The sequence below is a fragment of the Nocardia sp. NPDC005745 genome (genome assembly GCF_040630775.1).
Classification (GTDB): domain Bacteria; phylum Actinomycetota; class Actinomycetes; order Mycobacteriales; family Mycobacteriaceae; genus Nocardia.
This window is the reverse complement of the sequence record NZ_JBEXYF010000013.1, coordinates 54741-75310: the sequence shown is the minus strand read 5'-3', so window position 1 is coordinate 75310 and position 20570 is coordinate 54741. Positions and strand designations below refer to the sequence as shown.

The 20570-nt window shown below is 68.4% G+C and carries 24 protein-coding genes and 1 riboswitch; of the genes, 10 read left to right on the top strand and 14 right to left on the bottom strand.

Going from position 1 to position 20570, the window contains the following annotated elements; translation table 11 throughout:
- Positions 1-38: 38 nt before the first annotated feature.
- Positions 39-161: a hypothetical protein gene (locus ABZ420_RS15870; protein ID WP_281032571.1), complete on the top strand. Its 123-nt coding sequence runs from the start codon at positions 39-41 to the stop codon at positions 159-161.
- Between the two features lie 70 nt (positions 162-231).
- The gene (locus ABZ420_RS15865; RefSeq protein ID WP_357122890.1) at positions 232-954 is read left to right on the top strand and encodes a TetR/AcrR family transcriptional regulator; all 723 of its coding nucleotides are present in this window, start codon (positions 232-234) and stop codon (positions 952-954) included.
- Between the two features lie 160 nt (positions 955-1114).
- On the opposite strand, the gene thiD is transcribed toward ABZ420_RS15865, so the two are convergent.
- The gene (gene thiD, locus ABZ420_RS15860) at positions 1115-1960 is read right to left on the bottom strand and encodes a bifunctional hydroxymethylpyrimidine kinase/phosphomethylpyrimidine kinase (protein WP_357122615.1); all 846 of its coding nucleotides are present in this window, start codon (positions 1958-1960) and stop codon (positions 1115-1117) included.
- Positions 1961-2050: 90 nt separating this feature from the next.
- Here thiD and ABZ420_RS15855 point away from each other — a divergent pair, with 90 nt between their 5' ends.
- Complete coding sequence (locus ABZ420_RS15855) at positions 2051-3187, top strand: GTP-binding protein (RefSeq protein WP_357122612.1); 1137 nt, start codon at positions 2051-2053, stop codon at positions 3185-3187.
- A gap of 63 nt (positions 3188-3250) precedes the next feature.
- On the opposite strand, the gene ABZ420_RS15850 is transcribed toward ABZ420_RS15855, so the two are convergent.
- Positions 3251-3874 carry an SDR family oxidoreductase gene (locus ABZ420_RS15850; protein WP_357122609.1) on the bottom strand — a complete coding sequence of 208 codons (624 nt, stop codon included), beginning with the start codon at positions 3872-3874 and terminating at the stop codon, positions 3251-3253.
- A gap of 107 nt (positions 3875-3981) precedes the next feature.
- Entirely contained in the window at positions 3982-5064 is a 1083-nt protein-coding gene (locus ABZ420_RS15845) for an epoxide hydrolase family protein (RefSeq protein WP_357122606.1), read from the bottom strand.
- Between the two features lie 85 nt (positions 5065-5149).
- On the opposite strand from ABZ420_RS15845, the gene ABZ420_RS15840 reads away from it, so the two are divergent.
- Positions 5150-5794 (top strand): TetR/AcrR family transcriptional regulator, encoded by a 645-nt coding sequence (locus ABZ420_RS15840; RefSeq protein ID WP_357122603.1) that lies wholly within the window; start codon positions 5150-5152, stop codon positions 5792-5794.
- Positions 5795-5858: 64 nt separating this feature from the next.
- Complete coding sequence (locus tag ABZ420_RS15835) at positions 5859-6266, top strand: VOC family protein (protein ID WP_357122600.1); 408 nt, start codon at positions 5859-5861, stop codon at positions 6264-6266.
- Positions 6267-6303: 37 nt separating this feature from the next.
- Here the strand turns inward: ABZ420_RS15835 and ABZ420_RS15830 are convergent, their stop codons facing one another.
- Together ABZ420_RS15830 and ABZ420_RS15825 are read right to left on the bottom strand one after the other, a co-directional pair.
- Positions 6304-7131 carry a thioesterase family protein gene (locus tag ABZ420_RS15830; RefSeq protein ID WP_357122597.1) on the bottom strand — a complete coding sequence of 276 codons (828 nt, stop codon included), beginning with the start codon at positions 7129-7131 and terminating at the stop codon, positions 6304-6306.
- 117 nt (positions 7132-7248) lie between these two features.
- Positions 7249-8493, bottom strand: a complete 1245-nt coding sequence (locus ABZ420_RS15825; RefSeq protein ID WP_357122595.1) for a KasA/KasB family beta-ketoacyl-ACP synthase — start codon at positions 8491-8493, stop codon at positions 7249-7251.
- 39 nt (positions 8494-8532) lie between these two features.
- On the opposite strand from ABZ420_RS15825, the gene ABZ420_RS15820 reads away from it, so the two are divergent.
- Positions 8533-9090 (top strand): TetR/AcrR family transcriptional regulator, encoded by a 558-nt coding sequence (locus ABZ420_RS15820; protein WP_357122592.1) that lies wholly within the window; start codon positions 8533-8535, stop codon positions 9088-9090.
- Between the two features lie 126 nt (positions 9091-9216).
- Here ABZ420_RS15820 and ABZ420_RS15815 read toward each other — a convergent pair whose 3' ends face one another.
- On the bottom strand, positions 9217-9678 hold the full coding sequence (locus ABZ420_RS15815) for a MarR family winged helix-turn-helix transcriptional regulator (RefSeq protein WP_357122589.1): 462 nt from the start codon (positions 9676-9678) through the stop codon (positions 9217-9219).
- Between the two features lie 56 nt (positions 9679-9734).
- On the opposite strand from ABZ420_RS15815, the gene ABZ420_RS15810 reads away from it, so the two are divergent.
- A complete protein-coding gene (locus ABZ420_RS15810) occupies positions 9735-10142 on the top strand; it encodes a VOC family protein (protein ID WP_357122586.1) in 408 nt (135 codons plus the stop codon).
- Between the two features lie 269 nt (positions 10143-10411).
- Here the strand turns inward: ABZ420_RS15810 and thiC are convergent, their stop codons facing one another.
- The 8 genes from thiC to ABZ420_RS15770 all read right to left on the bottom strand — a co-directional run bounded on the left by thiC (position 10412) and on the right by ABZ420_RS15770 (position 18582).
- Positions 10412-12064: a phosphomethylpyrimidine synthase ThiC gene (thiC, locus tag ABZ420_RS15805; RefSeq protein WP_357122583.1), complete on the bottom strand. Its 1653-nt coding sequence runs from the start codon at positions 12062-12064 to the stop codon at positions 10412-10414.
- Positions 12055-12177: riboswitch (TPP riboswitch) on the bottom strand. (Overlaps the previous gene by 10 nt.)
- A 302-nt stretch (positions 12178-12479) precedes the next feature.
- A complete protein-coding gene (locus ABZ420_RS15800) occupies positions 12480-12917 on the bottom strand; it encodes a hypothetical protein (protein ID WP_357122580.1) in 438 nt (145 codons plus the stop codon).
- A gap of 86 nt (positions 12918-13003) precedes the next feature.
- A complete protein-coding gene (gene fahA / locus ABZ420_RS15795) occupies positions 13004-14182 on the bottom strand; it encodes a fumarylacetoacetase (protein ID WP_357122577.1) in 1179 nt (392 codons plus the stop codon).
- Positions 14179-15375 (bottom strand): homogentisate 1,2-dioxygenase, encoded by a 1197-nt coding sequence (locus ABZ420_RS15790; RefSeq protein ID WP_357122574.1) that lies wholly within the window; start codon positions 15373-15375, stop codon positions 14179-14181. Before ABZ420_RS15790 ends, fahA begins: the two co-directional genes overlap by 4 nt.
- 65 nt (positions 15376-15440) lie before the next feature.
- Positions 15441-16049 (bottom strand): TetR/AcrR family transcriptional regulator, encoded by a 609-nt coding sequence (locus ABZ420_RS15785; protein WP_357122887.1) that lies wholly within the window; start codon positions 16047-16049, stop codon positions 15441-15443.
- 86 nt (positions 16050-16135) lie between these two features.
- Positions 16136-16966, bottom strand: a complete 831-nt coding sequence (locus tag ABZ420_RS15780) for an exodeoxyribonuclease III (RefSeq protein ID WP_357122571.1) — start codon at positions 16964-16966, stop codon at positions 16136-16138.
- A gap of 34 nt (positions 16967-17000) precedes the next feature.
- The gene (locus ABZ420_RS15775) at positions 17001-18002 is read right to left on the bottom strand and encodes a GNAT family N-acetyltransferase (protein ID WP_357122568.1); all 1002 of its coding nucleotides are present in this window, start codon (positions 18000-18002) and stop codon (positions 17001-17003) included.
- Positions 17992-18582, bottom strand: coding sequence for a peptide deformylase (locus tag ABZ420_RS15770; RefSeq protein WP_357122565.1), 591 nt, complete (start codon positions 18580-18582; stop codon positions 17992-17994). The genes ABZ420_RS15775 and ABZ420_RS15770 overlap by 11 nt, the downstream gene beginning before the upstream one ends.
- Positions 18583-18752: 170 nt before the next feature.
- On the opposite strand from ABZ420_RS15770, the gene ABZ420_RS15765 reads away from it, so the two are divergent.
- The 3 genes from ABZ420_RS15765 to ABZ420_RS15755 all read left to right on the top strand — a co-directional run bounded on the left by ABZ420_RS15765 (position 18753) and on the right by ABZ420_RS15755 (position 20569).
- Positions 18753-19106 (top strand): DUF3263 domain-containing protein, encoded by a 354-nt coding sequence (locus ABZ420_RS15765; RefSeq protein ID WP_040870643.1) that lies wholly within the window; start codon positions 18753-18755, stop codon positions 19104-19106.
- A gap of 48 nt (positions 19107-19154) precedes the next feature.
- Complete coding sequence (locus ABZ420_RS15760; RefSeq protein WP_357122562.1) at positions 19155-19724, top strand: LytR C-terminal domain-containing protein; 570 nt, start codon at positions 19155-19157, stop codon at positions 19722-19724.
- A gap of 161 nt (positions 19725-19885) precedes the next feature.
- Complete coding sequence (locus ABZ420_RS15755; RefSeq protein WP_357122559.1) at positions 19886-20569, top strand: superoxide dismutase family protein; 684 nt, start codon at positions 19886-19888, stop codon at positions 20567-20569.
- The last annotated feature ends 1 nt before the right edge of the window (position 20570 follow it).

Sequence of the window (20570 nt, the reverse complement as noted above, 5' to 3'; positions counted from 1 at the left end):
AGCGGGACCATTCAGGTTCTCCGAGCAAAGGACCACGTTTGTCCGACAAATCTCCGCGCAGTTCGATGTCCAAGAAATCCGGGAAGTCCCTGAAGGAAAAGCGAGCGGAGAAGAAGGCCAAGACCGCGGGTGACAGCGGCGCTGGTTCCAGCAAACACTGACCGGTGGGATGGGACCCGGCCGACGGCCGGGTCTCCGTACCCGGGTCGACAGGTAGCATCCGGATTCGTGATGCTCAGCGGCCGGACGGAAGACGACCCGCCGCGCAAACGTGTGGACGCGCGCACCGAGCGTTGGCGCGAGCATCGCCGGAAGGTGCGCGAAGAATTCGTCGACGCGGCTTTCCGCGCGCTCGACAAATTCGGCCCCGCGGTCAGCATGGGCGATATCGCCAAGGAGGCGGGCGCGGCCAAACCGAAGCTGTATCGCCATTTCGAAGACAAGACCGACCTCTACAACGCGATCGTCGACCGGGTGCGCGACATGCTCTGGGAACAGATCATGACCAGTTTCGACCTGACCGGCGACTCGGCCGCCGACCTGGTGCGCCGCGCCGCGTCCGAATACGCGCAGGTGGTGTCGCGGCAGCCGAACGTCTTCCGGTTCATGCTGCACAGCCACTTCACGCAACGCTCCGACGACGCCGATCGCGCGCTGCAATCGGCCCGGCAGTCCGCCCACCGCGCCGCCGAACTGTTCGCCGGTGCCGTGCACGAGGAGTCGGTGCAGGTCGCGAGCGCGGAACTGGTGATCTATTCGATCTTCGGTGCGGTGGCCTCGGCCACCGATTGGTGGCTGGGGGTGAACCGGGTGGAGCCGCCCGCCATGCCGGTCGAGCAGTTCGCCGCCTATCTGAGCGAGATCATCTTCGCGCTCGTGGCGGCCAGCGCTCGGCTGCATGGCATCGCGATCGCAGCCGATCTTCCGCTGCATCGCGCCTTTTCCGCTATGTGACCGCCAGCGCCCCCCGGGCCGGGCGCCGAGGTCTTCGCCGCATCCACGCCGAACGTCGTTGTTCCGATCGCCTCGCCGTTGAAGCCATCCGTGTCGGCGACGTCCTCAGTATCGCAGCGCCCACCGACAATAAATGGCGTGCGCCGTGCGGTTGCTCCGCTCAGTTTCCGTGCAACCGCCACAGCGGGGACACCGGCCCGTGGCCCGCGCCCAGATCGTAGGACGCGGCCAGGCAGCGGTAGGTCCACTCCTTGGCGAACTCAACCGCTTCGGGTACCGAATAGCCATGGGCCAGCGCGCAGGCGGTCGCGGCGGCCAGCGTGTCGCCGCCGCCGTGGTCGTTGCCGGTCGCGATGCGCGGGGCGGTGAACTCGAGGAACCGCTCGCCGTCGAACAGCAGGTCGGTGCTGTACTCGGAGGAACGCAGGTGCCCGCCCTTCACGATCGCCCACCGCGGCCCCAGCTTGTGCAGCGCCTCGGCGGCGCGCCGCGCCGAATCCTCGTCGTCGACGTCGATGCCCGTGAGCAGGCGGACCTCGTCCAGGTTCGGTGTCACCACAGTGGCGAGCGGGATCAGGGTGCTGCGCAGCGCGTCGAGCGCCTCGGCGTGCAGCAGTGGATCGCCGTGCATCGAGGCCGCGACCGGATCGACGACCAGCGGAATCTCGCCGTCGCGACCGATGCCGACCTCCTGGCACACCGCCGCCACCGCCTCGATGATCGCGGTGGAGGCGAGCATGCCGGTCTTCGCGGCGCCGACGCCGATGTCCGTGGTCACCGAGCGCACCTGATCGGCCACGACCTGCGGCGGAATCTCGTGAAAGCCGCTGACGCCCACCGTGTTCTGCACGGTCACCGCCGCGACGGCCACAAGTGCGTGCACACCGCACAGCGCCATGGTGCGGGTATCGGCTTGGATTCCGGCGCCTCCGCCGGAATCGGTACCGGCGATGGTGAGCGCCCGGACGGGGGTCTGCCCCTCGGCGGGCAATGGCAGCAGTTTCACGACACAAACCCTACGGCGACTCGGTCCGGTGTCCATCGGCAACCGGAACCCGCCCGCGGATGGCAAATGAAAATCGTTATCATTAATGTCATGGACTCCGACCTGCTTCCCGTCACCGTGCTGTCCGGCTTTCTCGGTGCGGGCAAGACGACGCTGCTCAACCACATCCTGGCCAACCGGGAGGGCCGCCGGGTGGCGGTCATCGTCAACGACATGAGCGAGGTCAACATCGACGCCGCGCTGGTCGCCGGCCAGGGCCACCTGGACCGCACCGAGGAGAAGCTGGTCGAGCTGACCAACGGCTGCATCTGCTGCAGTCTGCGCGAGGACCTGATCGAAGCCGTGGCCCGGCTCGCTCGCGAAGGCCGCTTCGATCAATTGGTGATCGAATCGACCGGCATCTCCGAGCCGATGCCGGTGGCCGCGACGTTCGACTGGGAATTCGAGGACGGCTTCCGGCTCGGTGACGTCGCTCGGCTGGACACCATGGTGACCGTGGTCGACGCTTCGACCTTCCTCGCGGAGGTGGCGCGCGGTCAGGCGCTGGCGGAGCGGAACCTGCAAGCGAGCGACGGCGACGGGCGCACCATCGCCGACCTGCTGGTGGATCAGGTCGAGTTCGCCGACGTCCTGCTGGTCAACAAGACCGACCTGGTCGGCGCGGTCGCGGCGGGGGCGGTGGAGGCGACGGTGCGCCGCATGAACCCGCGCGCCCACGTGCTGCGCACCAGCAACGGCGTGGTCGATCTGTCCGAGGTCCTGGACACCGGCCGCTACGACCCGGTGGTCGCCGCGGAGGCTGAAGGCTGGGCGGAGGAACTCGCCGGCGGGCACACACCGGAGACCGAGGAGTACGGCATTCGCAGCCTCACCTACACGGCCGATCGGCCTTTCCATCCGCTGCGTCTGTCGGGCGCGCTGGAACAGTTGCGAGGTCTGCTGCGCAGCAAAGGATTCTGCTGGATCGCGAGCCGGTCGACGCTGGCCGCGGTGTGGTCACAAGCGGGACCGAACCTGGTCTTCGAACCCGCCGCCTGGTGGTCGTCGCTGGAAGTGCCGCCGGGGCAGGAGATCGTCCTCATCGGCATAAAGCTGGATTGCGATAAGGTGCGCTCGCTACTCGATGGCGCCCTGCTCACCGACGCGGAGTTCGCCGAGGGGCCGGGCGCGTGGGCCGAGTATCCCGATCCCTTCCCGGCGTGGGGGGAACTGCACGAGCACGCCTGAAGATCGCGGCCCATGCTCCTGGCTTCGGGGCATGGGCCGCTGCCGTGCCACCGCATGGCGCGCTCAGTTCGAGATGCCGGGCGCCTGGCGGAGGTAAGTCGTGTCGGTCAGTTGCTCGATCATGAAGTCGGCGATGTCGGCACGGGCGATCTTCAGGCTCAGACCGCGCTCGCCCGCCGGGAATCCGCGCCGGTAGCTGCCGGTGGCCGGTCCGTCGGTGAACGCGCTTGGCCGCACTATCGTCCAGTCAAGGTCGCTGGCCAGGACGTATTCCTCCTGCCGGACGTGATCGGCATACGCCGGGCGCAGCAGCAACCCGAACATCACGTACTTCCACAGGAAGTTCAGGTTGCCCCGGCTGTCGCCGACGCCGAGCGTCGTCTGGCAGATCAGGCGCTTGACGCCCGTGCGATTCATCGCGTCGATGATCGCCGCGGTGCCGCCCGCCCGGACCACGCCCTTGCGCCCGTTGCCGAGTGAGATCAGCACCGCGTCCTGCCCCTGCACCGCTCGCCGCACCGAATTCGTGTCCAGCACATCGCCTTCCACCACGCGCAGCCGGTCGTGCCGCTGCGTGACGCTCGCGGCGCTGCGGGTGAAGGCCGTCACCTCGTGGCCCTCCCGCAGCGCCTGCTCGACGACGAGACGGCCGACGGTCCCGGTGGCTCCGAAGACTGCGATTTTCATGGTTCTCTCTCCTGTTTCGAAAGCTGCTGTGCCGTTGATGAATCCAGTACATCAGCGGGAAACGAGACGAACCATGGCCACAAGTCTCGATGCCATAAGAGAAAGTCTCAGCGCAGCTCGGCGAAGAACTCCGTGATCTCCTCCGCCATCAACGCGGGCGCCACGTGGTGCAGGTAGTGGGTGAACACGTCGTGCGTGCGCCAGGACACGATGTTGTGGTCGCGCTCGGCGAAGCGGCGGATGCCGTGGAAATCCCCGGCGGAGCCGCACAGCGCGAGCGGAACCGTGGTCGGCGCCGCGGGGTGCTCGGCCTTGTCCTTCTCGAAGTAGTGCCGTATCGCCGAACCCGCGGTGCCGGTGAGCCAGTGGATCGCGATGTTGGTCAGCACGAAGTCGTCGTCGAGGTCCGGACCGAGCAACTGGCCGTTCCAGCCGACCAGCCCGGCGGGCGAGTCCGTGATCGCGTGCGCCAGCGTCTGCGGTTGCTGCGATTGCAGCACGTTGAAGCCCATCTTGTTCTTCACGAACCAGTCCAGGGTGGCCAGCGACCGCTGCTCGTCCTCGTCGAGATCGGCCAGTTCCGCTGGATCGCCGGACGGGAACGAGTACACCTGCGTCACGTGCACGCCGACCACCTGGTCCGGCGCCACCCGCCCGAGTTCCGGCGAGATCTGCGAACCGCCGTCGTTGCCCACCGCGCCGTAGCGGGTGTAGCCGAGCCGCCGCATCAGCTCCGCCCAAGCGCGTGCGATCCGGCTGTCGTTCCAGCCCGCCTCGGTGGTGGGGCCGGAGAAGCCGTAACCGGGCACGGAAGGGATCACCAGGTCGAACCCGGCGGCAATGAGCGGCTCGATGACGCCGATGAACTCGACGAAGGTGCCGGGCCAGCCGTGCGTGAGGATCAGCGGAAACGCGTCCTCCCGGCTGGACTTCACGTGCAGGAAATGGATGTTCTGGCCGTCGATCTCGGTGGTGAACTGCGGGTAGGCGTTCAACGAGTTCTCCACCCCGCGCCAGTCGAACCCGTCGCGCCAGTAACCGACCAGGTGGCGCACCCGCTCGACGCTCACCCCGTAGGTATCGCCCGAGCCGGGGATCTGCTCGGCCCAGCGGGTGCGAGCGAGGCGATCGCGCAGGTCGTCCAGGTCGGCCTGGTCGACGTCGATGCGGAAGGGGGTGATCGCGTTCATGTCTTACTCCTTTTGAAACGGAATGCTCTGTTCTGATTGAACCGTAACAGAACGGATCGTTCCGTTCAAGTGCTATCCTGTTGTCATGCCGAAGACATCCGATGACCCAGCTCAGAAGGGTTTACCCGGCCGCAAGGCGCAGGCCGCCCGCAATGACGGCTTGATCCTGGAGGCCGCCCGTGCCGTGTTCCTCGCCGATGCCACGGCCCCGATTTCCGCCGTCGCGGAACGCGCGGGCGTCGGGATCAGTGCGCTGTATCGCCGCTATCCGAGCAAGGAGGTGCTGCTGCGCACGCTCTGCCACGAGGGTCTGCGCCGGTACAACGCGGAAGCCGATGCGGCGCTGGAAGATCCGGACGGCTGGCAAGGCCTGGTCGGCTTTCTCGAGCGAGTGGTGGACGCCGACGTGCACTCGCTGGCCGTGCATCTCGCGGGCACTTTCACCCCCGACGAATCGATGCTGCCCGATGTGCAGCACTCCGCGAAGGTCACGGAGGATCTCGTGCGCCGTGCCCACGCCACCGGCGAACTGCGTTCGGACGTCACCCCGCAGGATCTCGGCCTGATCCTGGAGTCCTGCGCGGCCGTCGCGGTGCCCGATCCGCAGCGCACGGTCCAGCTGCGCCGCCGCGTGCTCGCGATGCTGCTGGCCGGGCTGAGCGCGGACGGCGAACTTCCCGGCCCCCCGCCCGCGCCGGACGAGTTCAACTGGCGCTGGGCTCGGCGATGATTTCTCCCGTGCCGACCGGTCCGCACTGGTAGGAATACCGCTGTCCGCCCCGAAAGGATGCGCCGTGAACTGGACACTCGAGGTCGTCATCGTGCCCGTGTCGGATATCGACCGAGCCAAGAACTTCTACGCGGAGCAACTCGGCTTCGCCGTCGACCACGACACCGAGATCGACGACAACGTCCGCATCGTGCAACTGACCCCACCCGGCTCGGGTTGTTCGATCGTGATCGGCAAGGGCGCGGTGCCCGACATGACACCCGGCTCCCAGCAGGGCCTGCAACTCGTGGTCAACGACCTGCGCAAAGCCCACGATGAGCTCACCGCCCGAGGCGTCGAGGTCACCGAGATCCAAGTCCTCGGCGAGAACCCCGCCCCCATGCCCGACCCACTCGACAACGTCGGATTCTTCTTCTTCACCGACCCGGACGGGAACGGCTGGGGCGTCCAGCAGATCTCGACCCGTCCGTGAGGGTTGTCGCGACGAACGCCGAGTGGGTCTGCCTCGGCTATCGGTTGCCGAGGAAGAGGGTTTGCGTGCTGCGGCCCAAGGGACCCTTTTCGTCGTAGAGCGCCGATTCGGCCATACCTATGCCATGGGGTTGGGGGTAGGTGACGGCGTCGAGGCAGACCCATTCACCTGCGGGTTGGCGGTGCAGGGTGACCGTCAGGTCGGTGTTGATGAACAGGTACTTCGACCAGTCCATCACCGCGCTGACGCCGTTTCCGGAATCCGCCGCCGCGAGGGTGCGTTCCAGCGGGCTCGGGTCGGTGCCCGCGACGATCGGGTATTTGATCCTGATCCAGCACACCGCCGGACCCGGCTCGGTGAAAGAGCCGCTGACGAAGCGGTATTCGATGGCGGTGTGGAAGCCCACCGGTTGGGTGGAGGGGAACGGCGCGGGAACGTCCGCGTGTTCGGGACCGGGGCGTGTGCCGGTGGGCAGGAAACGTTCCGGCAGCGGCAATTCCGGTTCGGAAAGCTTGAACCGCCAGGCATTCGCCCGCATCACCGGCCCGCGCTCGGTGGACAGCGTCGCCTCGATGAGTTCGACGCTGCGGCCGGGGCGGACGACCCGCGCCGCCGCGGTGAGCGGTGCCAGCGGCACCGGGCCGAGGATCTCGACCGCGACCCGGCCGACCTGGAATCCCGGGCGCGGCTCGCACCGCTCGATCACGTGCCCGAGCAGCGCCGAGGGCGGACCCGCGTGCTGGGCATCCGGCGACCAGGGGCCGCGGGTCAGCTCGGTGGACAGAAAGCGATCCGGCCGGTCGGGGTCGGGAAGGTAGAAGGCGTCGCTCACAGCGCCCCGCCTGCGCTCGATTCCGTCGCGCACGCCCGCGCGCACGCTCCTCGGTTCCTTCGCCGGTGCTCGCTCACGTCGCTGTCCGTCCTTCGGGCCGATCGGTCGGTTGTACAACGACGGTAGCCCGCTCCGGAACGGAACTCGAGGTCAGACCCGGCCGAACGCCAGCGCGACGTTGTGCCCCCCGAAGCCGAACGAATTGTTCAGCGCGAAATCGATGCGCTGGGTGCGCGGCGCGCCCGCGACGATGTCCAGGTCGATCGCTGGGTCGAGATTGTCGAGGTTCAAGGTGGGCGGGACGACCTGATCCCGCAGGGTGAGCATGGTGACCAGCGACTCCAACGCGCCGACCGCCCCGATGGAATGCCCGAGCGCGGATTTTGGCGCGTAGACCGAGGCATCGGGCACCACGGACGCGATCGCGTTGGCCTCCGAGGCGTCGCCGATGGAGGTCGACGTGGCGTGCGCGTTCACATGCTGGATATCCGAAGCCCGCAGTCCTGCGGTCTCGATGGCCTTGCGCATCGCGCGAGCCGCGCCGATGCCCTCCGGCTCGGACGCGACGATGTGATAGGCGTCGGAGGTGATGCCCGCGCCGAGCACCCGCCCGTGCACGGCGGCCCTGCGCGCGCGAGCGTGCCGCTCGGACTCGAGCACCAGCAGCGCGCCCGCCTCGCCGAAGACGAATCCGTCGCGGTCGCGGTCGAACGGGCGTGACGCGCGTTCCGGGTCGTCGTTGCGGGTGCTCATGGCGCGCATCATGGCGAAACTCGCGATGGGCACGGCGTCGATATGCCCTTCGACGCCGCCCGCCACCACCACGTCCGCCTCGCCGGTGGTGATCAGCCGCCACGCGTGCGCGATCGCCTCCGAACCCGAGGAGCAGGCCGACACCGGAGCGAAAACACCTGCCCTCGCTCCGATCTCGAGCCCGACGGTGGCGGCGGGACCGTTCGGCATCACCATCGGCACCGACATCGGCGACACCTTGCGATAGCCGCCCGCGCGCATCGCGTCGACCGCCGAGATCAGCGCGTCGCCGCCCCCGAGCCCGGTGCCGATGGCCACCGCCAATCGGTCACCGTCCACCTCGGGGGCGCCGGCGGAACGCCACACCCGGCGGCCGAGCACCAGCGCCATTTGCTCGACGTAGGAATGCCTGCGCTGTTCGACCCGGGTGAGCTCGGCGCCGGGCTGTGACTTCAGCTTGCCGCCGATGCGGACCGGAAGGTCGTACTCGGCTACGAAATCGTCCTCGAGCGCGCCGATTCCGCTGTGCCCCGCCAGCAGTTCGGACCAGGTCGTGTCCATATCGTCGGCCAGCGACGTGGTCGCCGCGTACCCGGTGACCACCACCGAATCCCGAGTTTCTGAAGCGATTGTTACAGTCACGATGTCATGAATACCTGTACCAATCGCTACGGTCAACCCATGGCCCGCCCCCTAGACCACGCCAAACGCGCCGAACTGCTCGCCGCCGTGGTGCGGTACATCGCCGACCACGGCCTCGCGGACCTGTCGCTGCGCCCACTGGCCGCCGAACTCGGCACCAGTTCGCGGATGCTGATCTACTACTTCACGACCAAGGAGGAGCTGCTGGTCCAAGCGCTGGCGACGCAGCGCCCTGACCTCGCAGCCCTCTTCGCCGACATCGGTGACCCGTCCGAACTCCGCGACCGGCTGTGGGACTTCTGGACCGCGAACACCTCGGGTGAGGGCCGAACGAGCGTCCGGGTGATGCTGCAAGTCCTCGGCGCAGCCTGTGCACCACGGAGTCCGTATGCCGACTACGCCATCTCCGCCATCGCCGCGTTCGTGTCGGCGCTGGCGGACGGGCTGCGCAACCTTCCGTCCATTGACGACCCCGAAGTCGTCGCGACCCTGCTTGTGTCGGGCTTGCGAGGGATTTTGCAGGACCGGATGATCACCGGCGAGGTCGAGCGCACCGATCGCGCGGCCCGCCGCCTGATCGAGCAGACGGTGCTCTGATCTCGCATATCGGCGCGGTCATGGCGCGACGGTGACCATTCGTCCGACTCGTACGAGCGACCAGAGCGAGGTAGTCGCCCTCGCCCGATGCCGCCGGAGATCTTCACGCAACGGTCGTCGCCGAAATCACTCGATAGCGGACTCCGGATGCGCATGCGTGAAGACGCGTTCCAGCATCGCATGCAGTTGATCGCGCTCGGCCGTGTCCAATGGGGCGAGGATTTCGTCGCCGACCCGACCGGCCTCGCGATCGAGGGAACGCAATGCTGCGCGGCCGGTGCGGGTGACGCGCACGGTGATCCGGCGACGGTCGCGGTCGTCGCGCGTGCGTTCCACCCGACCGGCGGCTTCCAGTTCGTCGACGATCTTGGCGACGTCGCTGGGGTGGATGGTCAGGCGCTCGGCCAGATCCCGTTGGGCGTGCGGGCCGAAATCGGCGAGCGCCGCGAGGATGGCCATGTGCCACAGCCGCAGGCCGCGAGCGGCGAGCCGGTCGGCGAATCGGCCGCGCGCGGTCTTGCCCACCCGGGACAGAAGGTAGATGTCGAGGCCGAGCAGGCTCGGCGGCAGTGCGCGTCCGGAGTCCATGGATCTATTGTAGGTGTGGACCTACAATAGGTCGGCACCAACTAGTTGGAGACGCCGTGGACGCACTTCATCCGAGACTTCTGGTCACCCGATTCGCCGAGTGCTTCGAGTTCTACGCGGCCGTGCTGCCCGAGCTGATCGGGGCGACCCTGATCAAGGGAACCGCTGCGGGTCCCTACGCGAACTGGGACGTCGGGGATCAAGGTGCGCTTGTGCTCTTCGATCGCTCCGCGATGGCGGAGGTCGTCGCGACATCGGCGCTGCCGGAGCGAGCCGCGCCGTCGCAGGACGCGGTCATGTTCGTCTGCCGGGTCCGCGATGTCGACGCGGGTGCGACACTGTGTGCCGAGCACGGCGCCACGGTTGTCGCAGGTCCAGCCGATCGGCCGCAGTGGGGCCCCGGGCTGCGCACCGCCCACCTGCGTGACCCGGAGGGCACACTGATCGAACTCCAGTCCTACTGATCGCCGAGCGGTCCTGATCGGAAAAGCCATGTGGCTGATCGAACAGCGATCCGCCAAAGACCTGCTCGGCCGGATCGTCGCCAAGCGTCGCACCCTGACCCCCCGGAATGCGCGAATTCGCAGTTCCTAGAAGACTGGAATATCAGCTACAGCAACGCATTACGTGTACACCGATTGCACTTTCAACCGGTTGTCGCCGAGAGTTCCATTCGAACCCGGCGTCCCGCCGCCCGCCGCATCGTAGGTATGCGGCGAGCGGCGGGTGGTCGTTACGAGACGACGGGCAGGTAGACGGCGTTGCCTTTGCCCGCGAACTCGGCGGACTTCTCCGCCATGCCCGCTTCCAGCGCCTCGACCTCGTTCAGGCCGTGGCGCTCGGCGTATTCGCGCACGTCCGCCGAGATCCGCATCGAGCAGAACTTCGGGCCGCACATCGAGCAGAAGTGCGCGGTCTTGGCGGGTTCGGCGGGCAGCGTTTCGTCGTGGTACTCGCGCGCCGTGTCCGGGTCGAGCGACAGGGCGAACTGGTCACGCCAGCGGAATTCGAAGCGGGCCTTGGACAGTTCGTCGTCCCGCTGCTGGGCGTGCGGGTGTCCCTTGGCCAGGTCGGCGGCGTGCGCGGCGATCTTGTAGGTGATCACGCCGACTTTCACGTCGTCGCGGTTGGGCAGGCCCAGGTGTTCCTTCGGCGTGACGTAGCAGAGCATGGCGGTGCCCGCCTGCGCGATGATGGCCGCGCCGATGGCCGAGGTGATGTGGTCGTAGGCCGGTGCGATGTCGGTGGCGAGCGGGCCGAGTGTGTAGAACGGCGCCTCCTCGCACCACTCCTCCTCGAGCCGGACGTTCTCCACGATCTTGTGCATCGGCACGTGACCGGGACCCTCGATCATCACCTGTACGCCATGGGATTTCGCGATCTTGGTCAGTTCGCCCAGGGTGCGCAGTTCGGCGAATTGCGCCTCGTCGTTGGCGTCGGCGATGGAGCCGGGCCGCAGGCCGTCGCCGAGGGAGAAGGTGACGTCGTAGCGCGCGAGGATCTCGCAGAGTTCCTCGAAGTGCGTGTACAGGAACGATTCCTGGTGATGCGCCAGGCACCAAGCCGCCATGATCGACCCGCCGCGCGAGACGATGCCGGTCACCCGCTTGGCGGTCAGCGGGATGTAGCGCAGCAGCACGCCCGCGTGCACGGTCATGTAGTCCACGCCCTGCTCGCACTGCTCGATCACGGTGTCGCGGTAAATCTCCCAGGTGAGCGCGGTCGGGTCGCCGTTCACCTTCTCCAGCGCCTGGTAGATCGGCACGGTGCCGACCGGGACGGGGGAGTTGCGCAGGATCCACTCGCGCGTCTCGTGGATGTTCTTGCCGGTGGACAGGTCCATGATGGTGTCCGCGCCCCAGCGGGTCGCCCACACCATCTTCTCCACCTCCTCGGCGATCGAGGAGGAGACGGCCGAGTTCCCGATGTTCGCGTTGATCTTGACCAGGAATTTCTTGCCGATGATGGTCGGCTCGAGTTCCGGATGCTTATGGTTGGCCGGGATCACCGCGCGGCCCGCGGCGACCTCTTCGCGCACCAGCTCCGGCGCGACGCCTTCACGCGCGGCGATGAAGCGCATCTCGGGCGTGACGATGCCCTCGCGGGCCCAGGCGAGCTGGGTGCGCGGGCCCGCCCCCTCTGATCTGGGCCAGGTGTCGCGCAGCTTCGGTAGACCGCCTTCGAGATCGATCGTCGCCGTCTCGTCGGTGTACGGCCCAGACGTGTCGTAGACATCGAAGTGCTCGCCATTGGTCAGATTGATCCGGCGCACGGGTATGCGCAGGTCTTCGACTTCGAGATAGTGCTTGACGCTGCCCTCGATGGGGCCGGTGGTGACGCTGTCGACTGGTGCGGTTGCGCCGTCGGACGCAGCGGCGGGTGCCATCTTTTCCTCCCTACGCCGGCATTACCCGGTCAGGTTCATACGGTCGACGGCCCTGACGCCTCTCGGCTAGCCGTCCTCTCAGCCCGCTGGTGCGAGCCCCCGTTGGTTGTGAAATTTTCCCGCCCGACCATACCCGGACCGCCCGGCCGCGTGCCCGGCGATTCGCCGCGATCGAGCGAACTCACAGGCAGTGGACATCGGTGACGACGTGCCGAGGCGCGGCTGGAAGTCGCGTGCCGGGATGAGGCGCTGCTGAATACCCGGGAGTCCGGCCAGGCGCTCAGGAAGGTGTGGCGGCGGACTCCGCGCGACGAACAGGCGGTGCAATCGACCTGGGAGCATGCGTGTTCGGTCGGTGTGGCGCCGACGGCGAGGGCGCCCGGCCAGGCGGCATGCCCGGGATTCCCGGTCGAGATCACAACTCTTCCGGTTTGGCCGAATGGCCGGGCGCGCCGCGGGTGCGGCGGGCTTCTTTCATCTCGGCTTCGTAGAGGTGGCGGCGACCGTCGAGCAATTCGTCTCGGGCGGCCCGGTCGATTTCGCGGAACAGGGCGTAGTAGCCGTCGTCGTATTCTTCGATGATCTGGAACGTCCAGCGTCCGGCCAGCACGTTGCGACCGATCAATTCGGTGGATATCCGGTCGGCGATGCGGGCATGGCCCGCCTCGCGGAACAGCTCCACGGCCTCGTCGAGCGCCAGGTCGGCGCCGCCGGTCAGCTGGTGGAAGGAGTACAGGTGACCGCGGGCGCGTTCGATGATCTCCAGCGCCTCCGACAGTTTGCCGGTGGCGGCGACCGTGGTGTCGTCGACGCCGTCGGGCCTGCGGTGCGCTACGTCCGGGCGATCGGTCATGACCTCGCTCCTTGTCTGGCGGATGCAACCGTAGCGCGGCGTACCCGGAAGGGGGCGAGCTCAAGCGCTGGAAGATTGCTCGGGGTTCAGCGCGGATGCGCGGGGCGGATGCGGCCGGTGACCTCGCCCAATCCGATGCGAGACGTTTGAGGACCGGGAGCAGATGCCGTGATCGTCACTTCGTCGCCGTCTTCGAGAAAGGTGCGTTGCCCGTCGTTCACCGGAATCGGTTGACTCCCACCCCAGGACAACTCGATGAACGACCCGCGCTGGTCCGGTTCGGGGCCGGAGATGGTGCCCGACGCGTACAGATCACCGGGGCGGGTAGCAGCTCCGTTCGCGGTGAGATGAGCGAGCATCTGCGCCGGTGACCAGTACATCCGGGCATAGGGCGGGTGCGCGACCGGTTGCCCGTTCCACGCCACGGTGAGATCGATGTCCAGGCCCCACGCCTCGTTACCCCGCAGGTAGGGCAGCGGCGCGGGCGACTGCTCGGGCAGCGGTATGCGCGCGGACTCCAGTGCGGCCAGCGGCGTGATCCACGGTGCGAGCGAGGTCGCGAACGACTTACCGAGGAAAGGTCCGAGTGGTTGATACTCCCAGGCCTGGATATCGCGCGCGGACCAATCGTTGACCAGCGCGACGCCGAAGACCCGGTCGGCGAATTCGTCGATGCCGACCGGCACGCCGAGCCGCGAGCCGACACCGATCACGAAGCCGAGTTCGGCCTCGATGTCCAGCCGCCGGGAGGGGCCGAACTCCGGCGCACCGGATTCGGATCGGCGCTGCCCGCACGGCCGCGCCACCTCGGTGCCGGACACCACCACGGTCCCCGCCCGCCCGTGATAGCCCACCGGCAGGTGGCGCCAGTTCGGCAGCAGCGGGTCGCCGTCCGGCCGGAACAGGCGGCCGAGATTCGTCGCGTGATCAATGCTCGCGTAGAAGTCCACGTAGTCGCCGATCCGTACGGGCAGCCGTAGTTCCACGTCGGACAGGGGATGGACCGCGGCGCTGTCCAGCTCGCCTTCGACCGCCTCGCGAATCCGGTCGCGGACCGCGCGCCAGCGTCCGGGCCCCTGCGCCAGGAAGGCGTTCAGGCTCGGTTCGGCGAACACCGGATCATCCAGGAGCGCGAGCACATCGACGACGTGTTCGCCGAGCCGCACACCCACCCGGTGGCTTCTTCCCCTCGGTGCGAACACCCCGTACGGCAGGTTGTCCGGACCGAACAAAGACTCCGGGGATACCTCGACCCTCGTCCTCACGCGGGGCCCCGCCCGGACCAGGTCCACGCGTAGGTCGGGTCCTCGCAGGCCAGGGCGCCTTCACCGAGTTCCAGCGGACGGAAGGTGTCCACCATGACGGCCAGCTCGTCGAAGTACTCGATGCCGATGCTGTTCTCGTAGGCGCCGGGTTGCGGACCGTGGGCGTAACCGCCGGGGTGCACCGACACCGAGCCCTGGGTGATCCCGGAACCCTTGCGCGCCTCGTAGTTGCCGCCGCAATAGAACATGACCTCGTCGGAATCGACGTTGGAATGGTAGTACGGCACGGGGATCGACAGCGGGTGGTAGTCCACCTTGCGCGGCACGAAATTGCAGATGACGAAGTTGCCGCCCTCGAATGCCTGATGGACGGGCGGCGGCTGATGGATGCGCCCGGTGATCGGCTCGAAGTCGGCGATACTGAACGTGAACGGATACAGGCAGCCGTCCCAGCCGACCACGTCGAACGGGTGGGTGGCGTAGACCATCCGGGTGCCGACGACCTGCCCGCCGGCCCGGTGTTTGACCAGCACCTCCACCTCGGTGCCGGTCGCGGTGATCGTCTCGGCCGGTCCGTGCAGGTCGCGCTCGCAGTACGGGGCGTGCTCGAGCAGCTGACCGAACTTCGACAGATAGCGCTTCGGCGGAGTGATATGGCCGGCAGCCTCGATCACATACGCTCGCAGCGGTTCCGGGCCGGTGGGCCGCCAGCGATGCGTGGTGGCTCGCGGAATGAGCACTTGATCGCCCTGCCGCGCGTGCAGCGCGCCGAACACGGTCTCGACCACCGCCGCGCCGGACTCCACGTACACCAGTTCGTCGCCGATAGCGTTGCGGTACAACGGCGATCCGCCCTTGGCGACGACGTAGGAGATGCGCACGTCGGCGTTGCCGAGCAGCAACCGCCGCCCGGTGACCGGATCGGTCTCCGACGGGGTGTCGCCGGGAAACAGGTTGTGCAGCCGCAGATGACGATGGCGCAGTGGATGATTCGGCGTGGTCCGCTGATCGGGCAACTCCCAGACCGTCGAATCGACCAGCGCGGGCGGCAGGCCGCGGTGATAGAGCAGCGAGGAGTCGCCGGAGAAGCCCTCCTCGCCCATCAGCTCCTCGTAGTAGAGCCGGCCCTGCTCATCCCGATGCTGGGTGTGCCGCTTCGGCGGTACCGCACCCACTTGCCGATAGAACGCCATGACCGTTCCTCCGCCAACCGGTGGTCGGATAGTTGATCACCATCGTAGTGCGGCCGCGTCGCCTATCAGGCGTTTCGCAGGGCGCGGTAGACCGCGGCCCCGACGAACGCGCCGAGATCCGCCGGTGTCCAGCCCTCCTGGTCCGCGAGCAGCGCGCGCACCGCCCCCTCGCCCGCGGAGACCCACTGCTCCACCAGCACGGGCAGCTTGCGCTCGGCGTCGGCGGTGCCCCACGCGCGCAGCGTCGGTCGCAGCAGTTTGGCGCAGCGCTCGATGACCAGCTTGCGGCCGCGGCCGAACGACTTCGCCACGGCGGGGTCGGGGTTGCCGTAGACCAGCCGCCAGGCATCGGGGCGGCTCGCGGCCTTCGTCAGCAGCGCGCGGAACCCCTCGACGAACACGGTCTCGTCCGCGTCCACGTCGCGCGGCGTCACCACCTCCAGCACGCCGCTGACCAGGTAGCCCTCCTCGCGTTGGATCAGCGCCTCGATCAGCTCGACCCGATCGGCGAAGCAGGCGTAGACCACCGGCCGGGTCACCTTCATCCGCTCCGCGATCGCGGCCATGGTGACCGCGGCGATGCCGTTGTCGACGGCGATGGCCAGCGCGGTGTCGAGCACCTGCGGGCGGCGGCGCTCCGGGCCGAGGTGCTGCGCCCGTTGCCGTTGCCCCATGGCCGAGTCGCTGTTCACCCCGCCCAGCCGGGCGCCGGTTGCCCGGTTTCCACTGCGGCGCGGGAAGGGCGGCTGCGCCGGGCGGGTCACGAGGGCCCGGGTCCGTCGGCGAAATCGGCGATCACCGGAGCGTGATCGCTGGCCCCCTTGCCCTTTCGTGCCTCGCGATCGACCATCGCGTCCGTCACGGTGGCGGCGAGCGCGGGGGAGGCGAGGATGAAATCGATGCGCATCCCTTCCTTGCGCGGGAAGCGCAGCTGGGTGTAGTCCCAGTAGGTGTAGACGCCCGGCCCCGGTGCGAACGGACGCATGACGTCCGCGTACCCGGCGTCGACGACGGCCTGGAAGGCATCGCGTTCCGGTTTCGACGTGTGCGTCTTGTCGGCGAAGTACTCCACGGACCAGACATCGTCGTCGGTCGGCGCGATGTTCCAGTCGCCCACCAGCGCGATCTTGGCCTGCGGGTCCTCGGCCAGCCAGCGCGCGCCGTTGTCCCGCAGGGCGCCAAGCCATTCCAGCTTGTAGGCGTAGTGCGGGTCGGCCAAGGTGCGGCCGTTGGGTACGTACAGGCTCCACACCCGCACGCCACCGCAGGTGGCACCGATCGCGCGGGACTCGACGACCGGCGTGCTGATCAGCGACTCGCCCGCGTCCTTGTCGAAACCAGGTTGCTCGGGGAAGGCGAATTCGACGTCGGCGAGGCCGACCCGGGAGGCGATCGCCACTCCGTTCCACTGGTTGATGCCCAGGTGGGCCACTTCGTAGCCCAGTTCGTCGAAGCGCTCGAACGGGAACTGGTCGTCCCGGCACTTGGTCTCCTGAAGGGCGAGCACGTCGATGTCTTGGCGGTCGAGCCAGTCCGCGACACGGTCGAGCCGGGAGCGGATCGAGTTGACATTCCAGGTGGCGAGACGCACGGCGGCCTTCCTTCGCGCGGGTGACAGGTCTGTTCTACCGCAGGCCGCCGGACCCGGCGAGTGGCTCCGGCGCGGCGTAGCGGTAGGCGTGGTGTTCGACGAAGCCCAGTTCGCGGTACATCGCGCGGGCCGCCTCGTTGGTGGCCTCCACCTGGAGGTAGGCGTGTGTCGCGCCGCGGTCGTGGCCCCAGCGAACCAGCTCGGCGCAGACCAGCGAGCCGAGCCCGTGCCTGCGGTGCGCGGCGGCGACGGCCACACAGGTGAGGCCGACCCAGCGGCGTCCGTCCGGGGCGGTGGTGAGCGCGCCGCGGCCGATCGCGATGGGGCGCGGCAGGCCGAGCGAGGCGAAGCCGAGTTCGCCGTCGAGGACCGCGGTCAGCACCTCGGGATCCGGTGGAGGAATCGCCTGCCCGGTGTGAACTTCGCCGCCGTAACGGTGCATCTCCAGCCAGTCGGCGTCAGGGGCGGCGGCGATCCGCACCATCGAAGGACCCTGGGGCAGCACGAAATTGTCGATGTCGATGGCGAGAATGAGCGTTTCTCGCCAGCTGTGCCAGCCGGGCGGCACGGGGGCCAGCCGATCGGGCAGCGCGAGTTGCAAGGGCAGGCCGTGCGCGGTGTACCACTCGCCGATCCGGTGCAGCGTCTCCGCGGACACGGTGGCGGGCGCCTCGGAACTGCCCAGCGGCACAGCGGAGTTCGCGCGGCCGGTGTACCCGCGACCCGCACGCGCCAGCCAGCCGTCGATCCACGCGTGTTCCACGCCCGGCCAGGCGTAGGCGGCCGCGGCCTCCAGCGCGCGGATCTCCTTGGTGCGAATCGGCCTTGGTCCGAGCGCTTTCAGCGCCACCACGCGCTCCGGCGCCACCGATACGACCGTGCCGTCGGCGCCGCGCACGGTCGGCGGATCCAGCGCGACGAGTTCGCCGATCACGTCGGTCAACGGTTGGGGATAACCCGCGGGCAACCGATAGCGCAGCACCACGCGGCGGCCGAGCGGAATATCGGGCAGGCCGGCGGCGGGGTCAGTCGTCATGCCCGAACGGGTCGGGGTCGGTGCCGGGCAGCCAGCTCAAACCCGGTGTGCCCCAGCCGTTGCGTTTGATCGCCTTCTTGGCGGCCCGTGCGTTGCGGCCGATCAGCACATCCACGTAGAGGAACCCGTCCAGATGCCCGACCTCGTGCTGGAGCATGCGGGCGAAGAAACCCTTGCCCTCCACCTCGACCGGCTCGCCGTGCTCGTCGGTGCCGGTCACCTTCGCCCATTCGGCGCGGCCGGTGGGGAACTGCTCGCCGGGTACCGACAAACAGCCCTCCTCGTCGTCGTCCGGGTCGGGCATGGACTCCGGGATCTGCGAGGTCTCCAGTACCGGGTTGACCACCACGCCGCGGCGCCGGGTCGCGGCGCCGTCCGCGCCCAGGTCGGGGCAGTCGTAGACGAACAGGCGCAGCGGAACGCCGACCTGGTTGGCCGCGAGACCGACGCCGTGCGCCGCGTCGAGCGTCTCGTACATGTCCGCGATGAGCGGAGCCAATTCCTCCGGCGATCGGGTGACCCGTTCGGTCGGGTTGTGCAGAACCGGGTCGCCGACGATCACGATCGGGAGGATTGCCATGGGCCAATTATTGCCGTGGGTGCCACGTCACAGCGCTTCGGGTACCGCGGCTACCGGCAGGTAGGGAACACGCCGCGTCGTGGCCAGGGCGATTCCCGGGCTGCGTGGTTGAATGTTCCGCGACGTACAAGCACCATTTTCGTCTGGTGGTCACTCGGCGAGGGAGCGAGATGGACGGCGCAGCGGCACGGAATCTTTCCGAGAGCCAGGACGGCCCTTCCGCGAGCGAAGATGTCACGACAGGGCAGGCTCCGGCCGACCAGGCGGACGGCTCCGGGTTGAGCCGTCGCGAACTCGACATCCTGGCTTTCGAGCGGCAGTGGTGGAAGTACGCGGGGGCCAAGGAGGAGGCGATCCGCGAGCTGTTCGCCATGTCGCCGACCCGCTACTACCAAGTGCTCAACGCGGTGGTGGACCGGCCGGAGTCGCTGGCCGCCGACCCGATGCTGGTGAAGCGGCTGCGCAGGCTGCGCGCGAGCAGGCAGAAGGCGCGTGCGGCGCGGCGGCTGGGATTCCAGGTCTGACCCGGCGATGCGGACCCTGACCCGCCTCGTGCGACTAGGCTCGCGAGGGTGAGCTACCCGAATCCCACCTCCGGTGGGCCACCGTTGCGCGCCCTTGCGATGGTGCTGATCGCGTTGGCCATCGTCTTCGCCGGTCTGGGCGCGATGTCGTTGTCGAGTTCCGACGCCGACAGCGACGCCTCGGGAACCAGCGAATCGCCCACCTCGAGCGCGACGGCCGCGCCCCAGATCCGGGCGAGCACGACCACGCCCAAGGCGGCGACCTCGGTCGCGTCCTCGTCCACCGCGGTGGCGACGGTCACGCCGACCACGACCGCCGCGGCGACCACCTCCGCGGCGGCCCGTTCGGTCCCGGTGCGCGTGCTGAACAACAGCATGGTGCCCGGACTCGCCGCCAAGACGGCGGGCCAGCTCTCGGCGAGCGGGTGGACGATCGCGGAAACGGGCAACTACCCCGGCGCGAGTATCTCGAAAACCACTGTGTACTACGGCACTTCGCCCGGCGACAAGGAGGCGGCGCAGGCCGTCGCGGACGAGCTCGGCGCGTCGGTGGCGCCGAAGTCGGACGGAATCGGGGACACCGGACCGGGTGTAACGGTGATCGTCACGGGTAACTGACCCGTGTGGCCGCTGTTCGCACGCTCGGACCGGCGAACGTGAGGTGAGGGCGCGCCGCCCTGTCGGGGACACGGCATGGCGGCGTGGCATCATCTTGTCCGGTAACGAACGTGTCCACCCAGCTTTACTCGTAAACTCGGTACTCGTAAAGGAGTTCCCCGATGGCCCCGTCCACAACTCGCCGCCCGTCTTGGCGGACTGTGACCCCGGTGCTCGCGGTCGCGGTGTTCGGCCTCGCCGCCTGCTCGAACAGCCAGGAGTCGAGTGACGTCCAGGGAACCACCCCGCCGGTGTGGACCGGGTCCGCCGCCCCGGCCGGGCAGTCGAGCACCGAGCACGGCACGCCGAGCACGGAGCAGGGGGTGAACGTGCAGTTGAAAGACCCCTCCGGCGCCTCGGTGGGCACCGCGAACTTCGCCAAGGACGGCAACCACCTGCAGGTCACCGTCGAGGCCCACGGGCTGCGCCCCGGCTTCCACGGCCTGCATGTGCACCAGGCGGGCAAGTGCGAGCCGAACTCCGTCGCACCGACCGGCGGCCCGGCGGGCGACTTCCTCTCCGCCGGTGGTCATCTGCAGGTCGGCAGCGCCAACGCGCATCCGGCCAGCGGTGATCTGACCTCGCTGGAGGTGCGTGGCGACGGCGTCGCCAAGCTGGTCACCACCACCGACGCGGTGACGCTGGACGACGTGAAGGGCAAGGCCCTGATCATCCACGCCGACGCCGACAACTTCGGCAACATCCCGAATCGTTACAACCGCGCCGATGGCGTCGCGGGTCCTGACGAGACGACCCTAGCGACGGGCGACGCGGGCGGCCGTGTCGCCTGTGGCGTGATCCAGTAGC

Bases quoted from the DNA above. Each gene is read 5' to 3' on its own strand.
- ABZ420_RS15840 (WP_357122603.1), top strand. From the start codon at position 5,150: ATGCCGAAGACATCCGATGACCCAGCTCAGAAGGGTTTACCCGGCCGC.
- ABZ420_RS15775 (WP_357122568.1), bottom strand. From the start codon at position 18,002: ATGACGACTGACCCCGCCGCCGGCCTGCCCGATATTCCGCTCGGCCGC.
- ABZ420_RS15865 (WP_357122890.1), top strand. From the start codon at position 232: ATGCTCAGCGGCCGGACGGAAGACGACCCGCCGCGCAAACGTGTGGAC.
- ABZ420_RS15770 (WP_357122565.1), bottom strand. From the start codon at position 18,582: ATGGCAATCCTCCCGATCGTGATCGTCGGCGACCCGGTTCTGCACAAC.
- ABZ420_RS15815 (WP_357122589.1), bottom strand. From the start codon at position 9,678: ATGGACTCCGGACGCGCACTGCCGCCGAGCCTGCTCGGCCTCGACATC.
- ABZ420_RS15820 (WP_357122592.1), top strand. From the start codon at position 8,533: ATGGCCCGCCCCCTAGACCACGCCAAACGCGCCGAACTGCTCGCCGCC.
- ABZ420_RS15785 (WP_357122887.1), bottom strand. From the start codon at position 16,049: ATGGGGCAACGGCAACGGGCGCAGCACCTCGGCCCGGAGCGCCGCCGC.
- ABZ420_RS15755 (WP_357122559.1), top strand. From the start codon at position 19,886: ATGGCCCCGTCCACAACTCGCCGCCCGTCTTGGCGGACTGTGACCCCG.
- ABZ420_RS15765 (WP_040870643.1), top strand. From the start codon at position 18,753: ATGGACGGCGCAGCGGCACGGAATCTTTCCGAGAGCCAGGACGGCCCT.
- ABZ420_RS15800 (WP_357122580.1), bottom strand. From the start codon at position 12,917: ATGACCGATCGCCCGGACGTAGCGCACCGCAGGCCCGACGGCGTCGAC.
- ABZ420_RS15790 (WP_357122574.1), bottom strand. From the start codon at position 15,375: ATGGCGTTCTATCGGCAAGTGGGTGCGGTACCGCCGAAGCGGCACACC.
- ABZ420_RS15855 (WP_357122612.1), top strand. From the start codon at position 2,051: ATGGACTCCGACCTGCTTCCCGTCACCGTGCTGTCCGGCTTTCTCGGT.
- ABZ420_RS15845 (WP_357122606.1), bottom strand. From the start codon at position 5,064: ATGAACGCGATCACCCCCTTCCGCATCGACGTCGACCAGGCCGACCTG.
- thiC (WP_357122583.1), bottom strand. From the start codon at position 12,064: ATGGCACCCGCCGCTGCGTCCGACGGCGCAACCGCACCAGTCGACAGC.
- ABZ420_RS15850 (WP_357122609.1), bottom strand. From the start codon at position 3,874: ATGAAAATCGCAGTCTTCGGAGCCACCGGGACCGTCGGCCGTCTCGTC.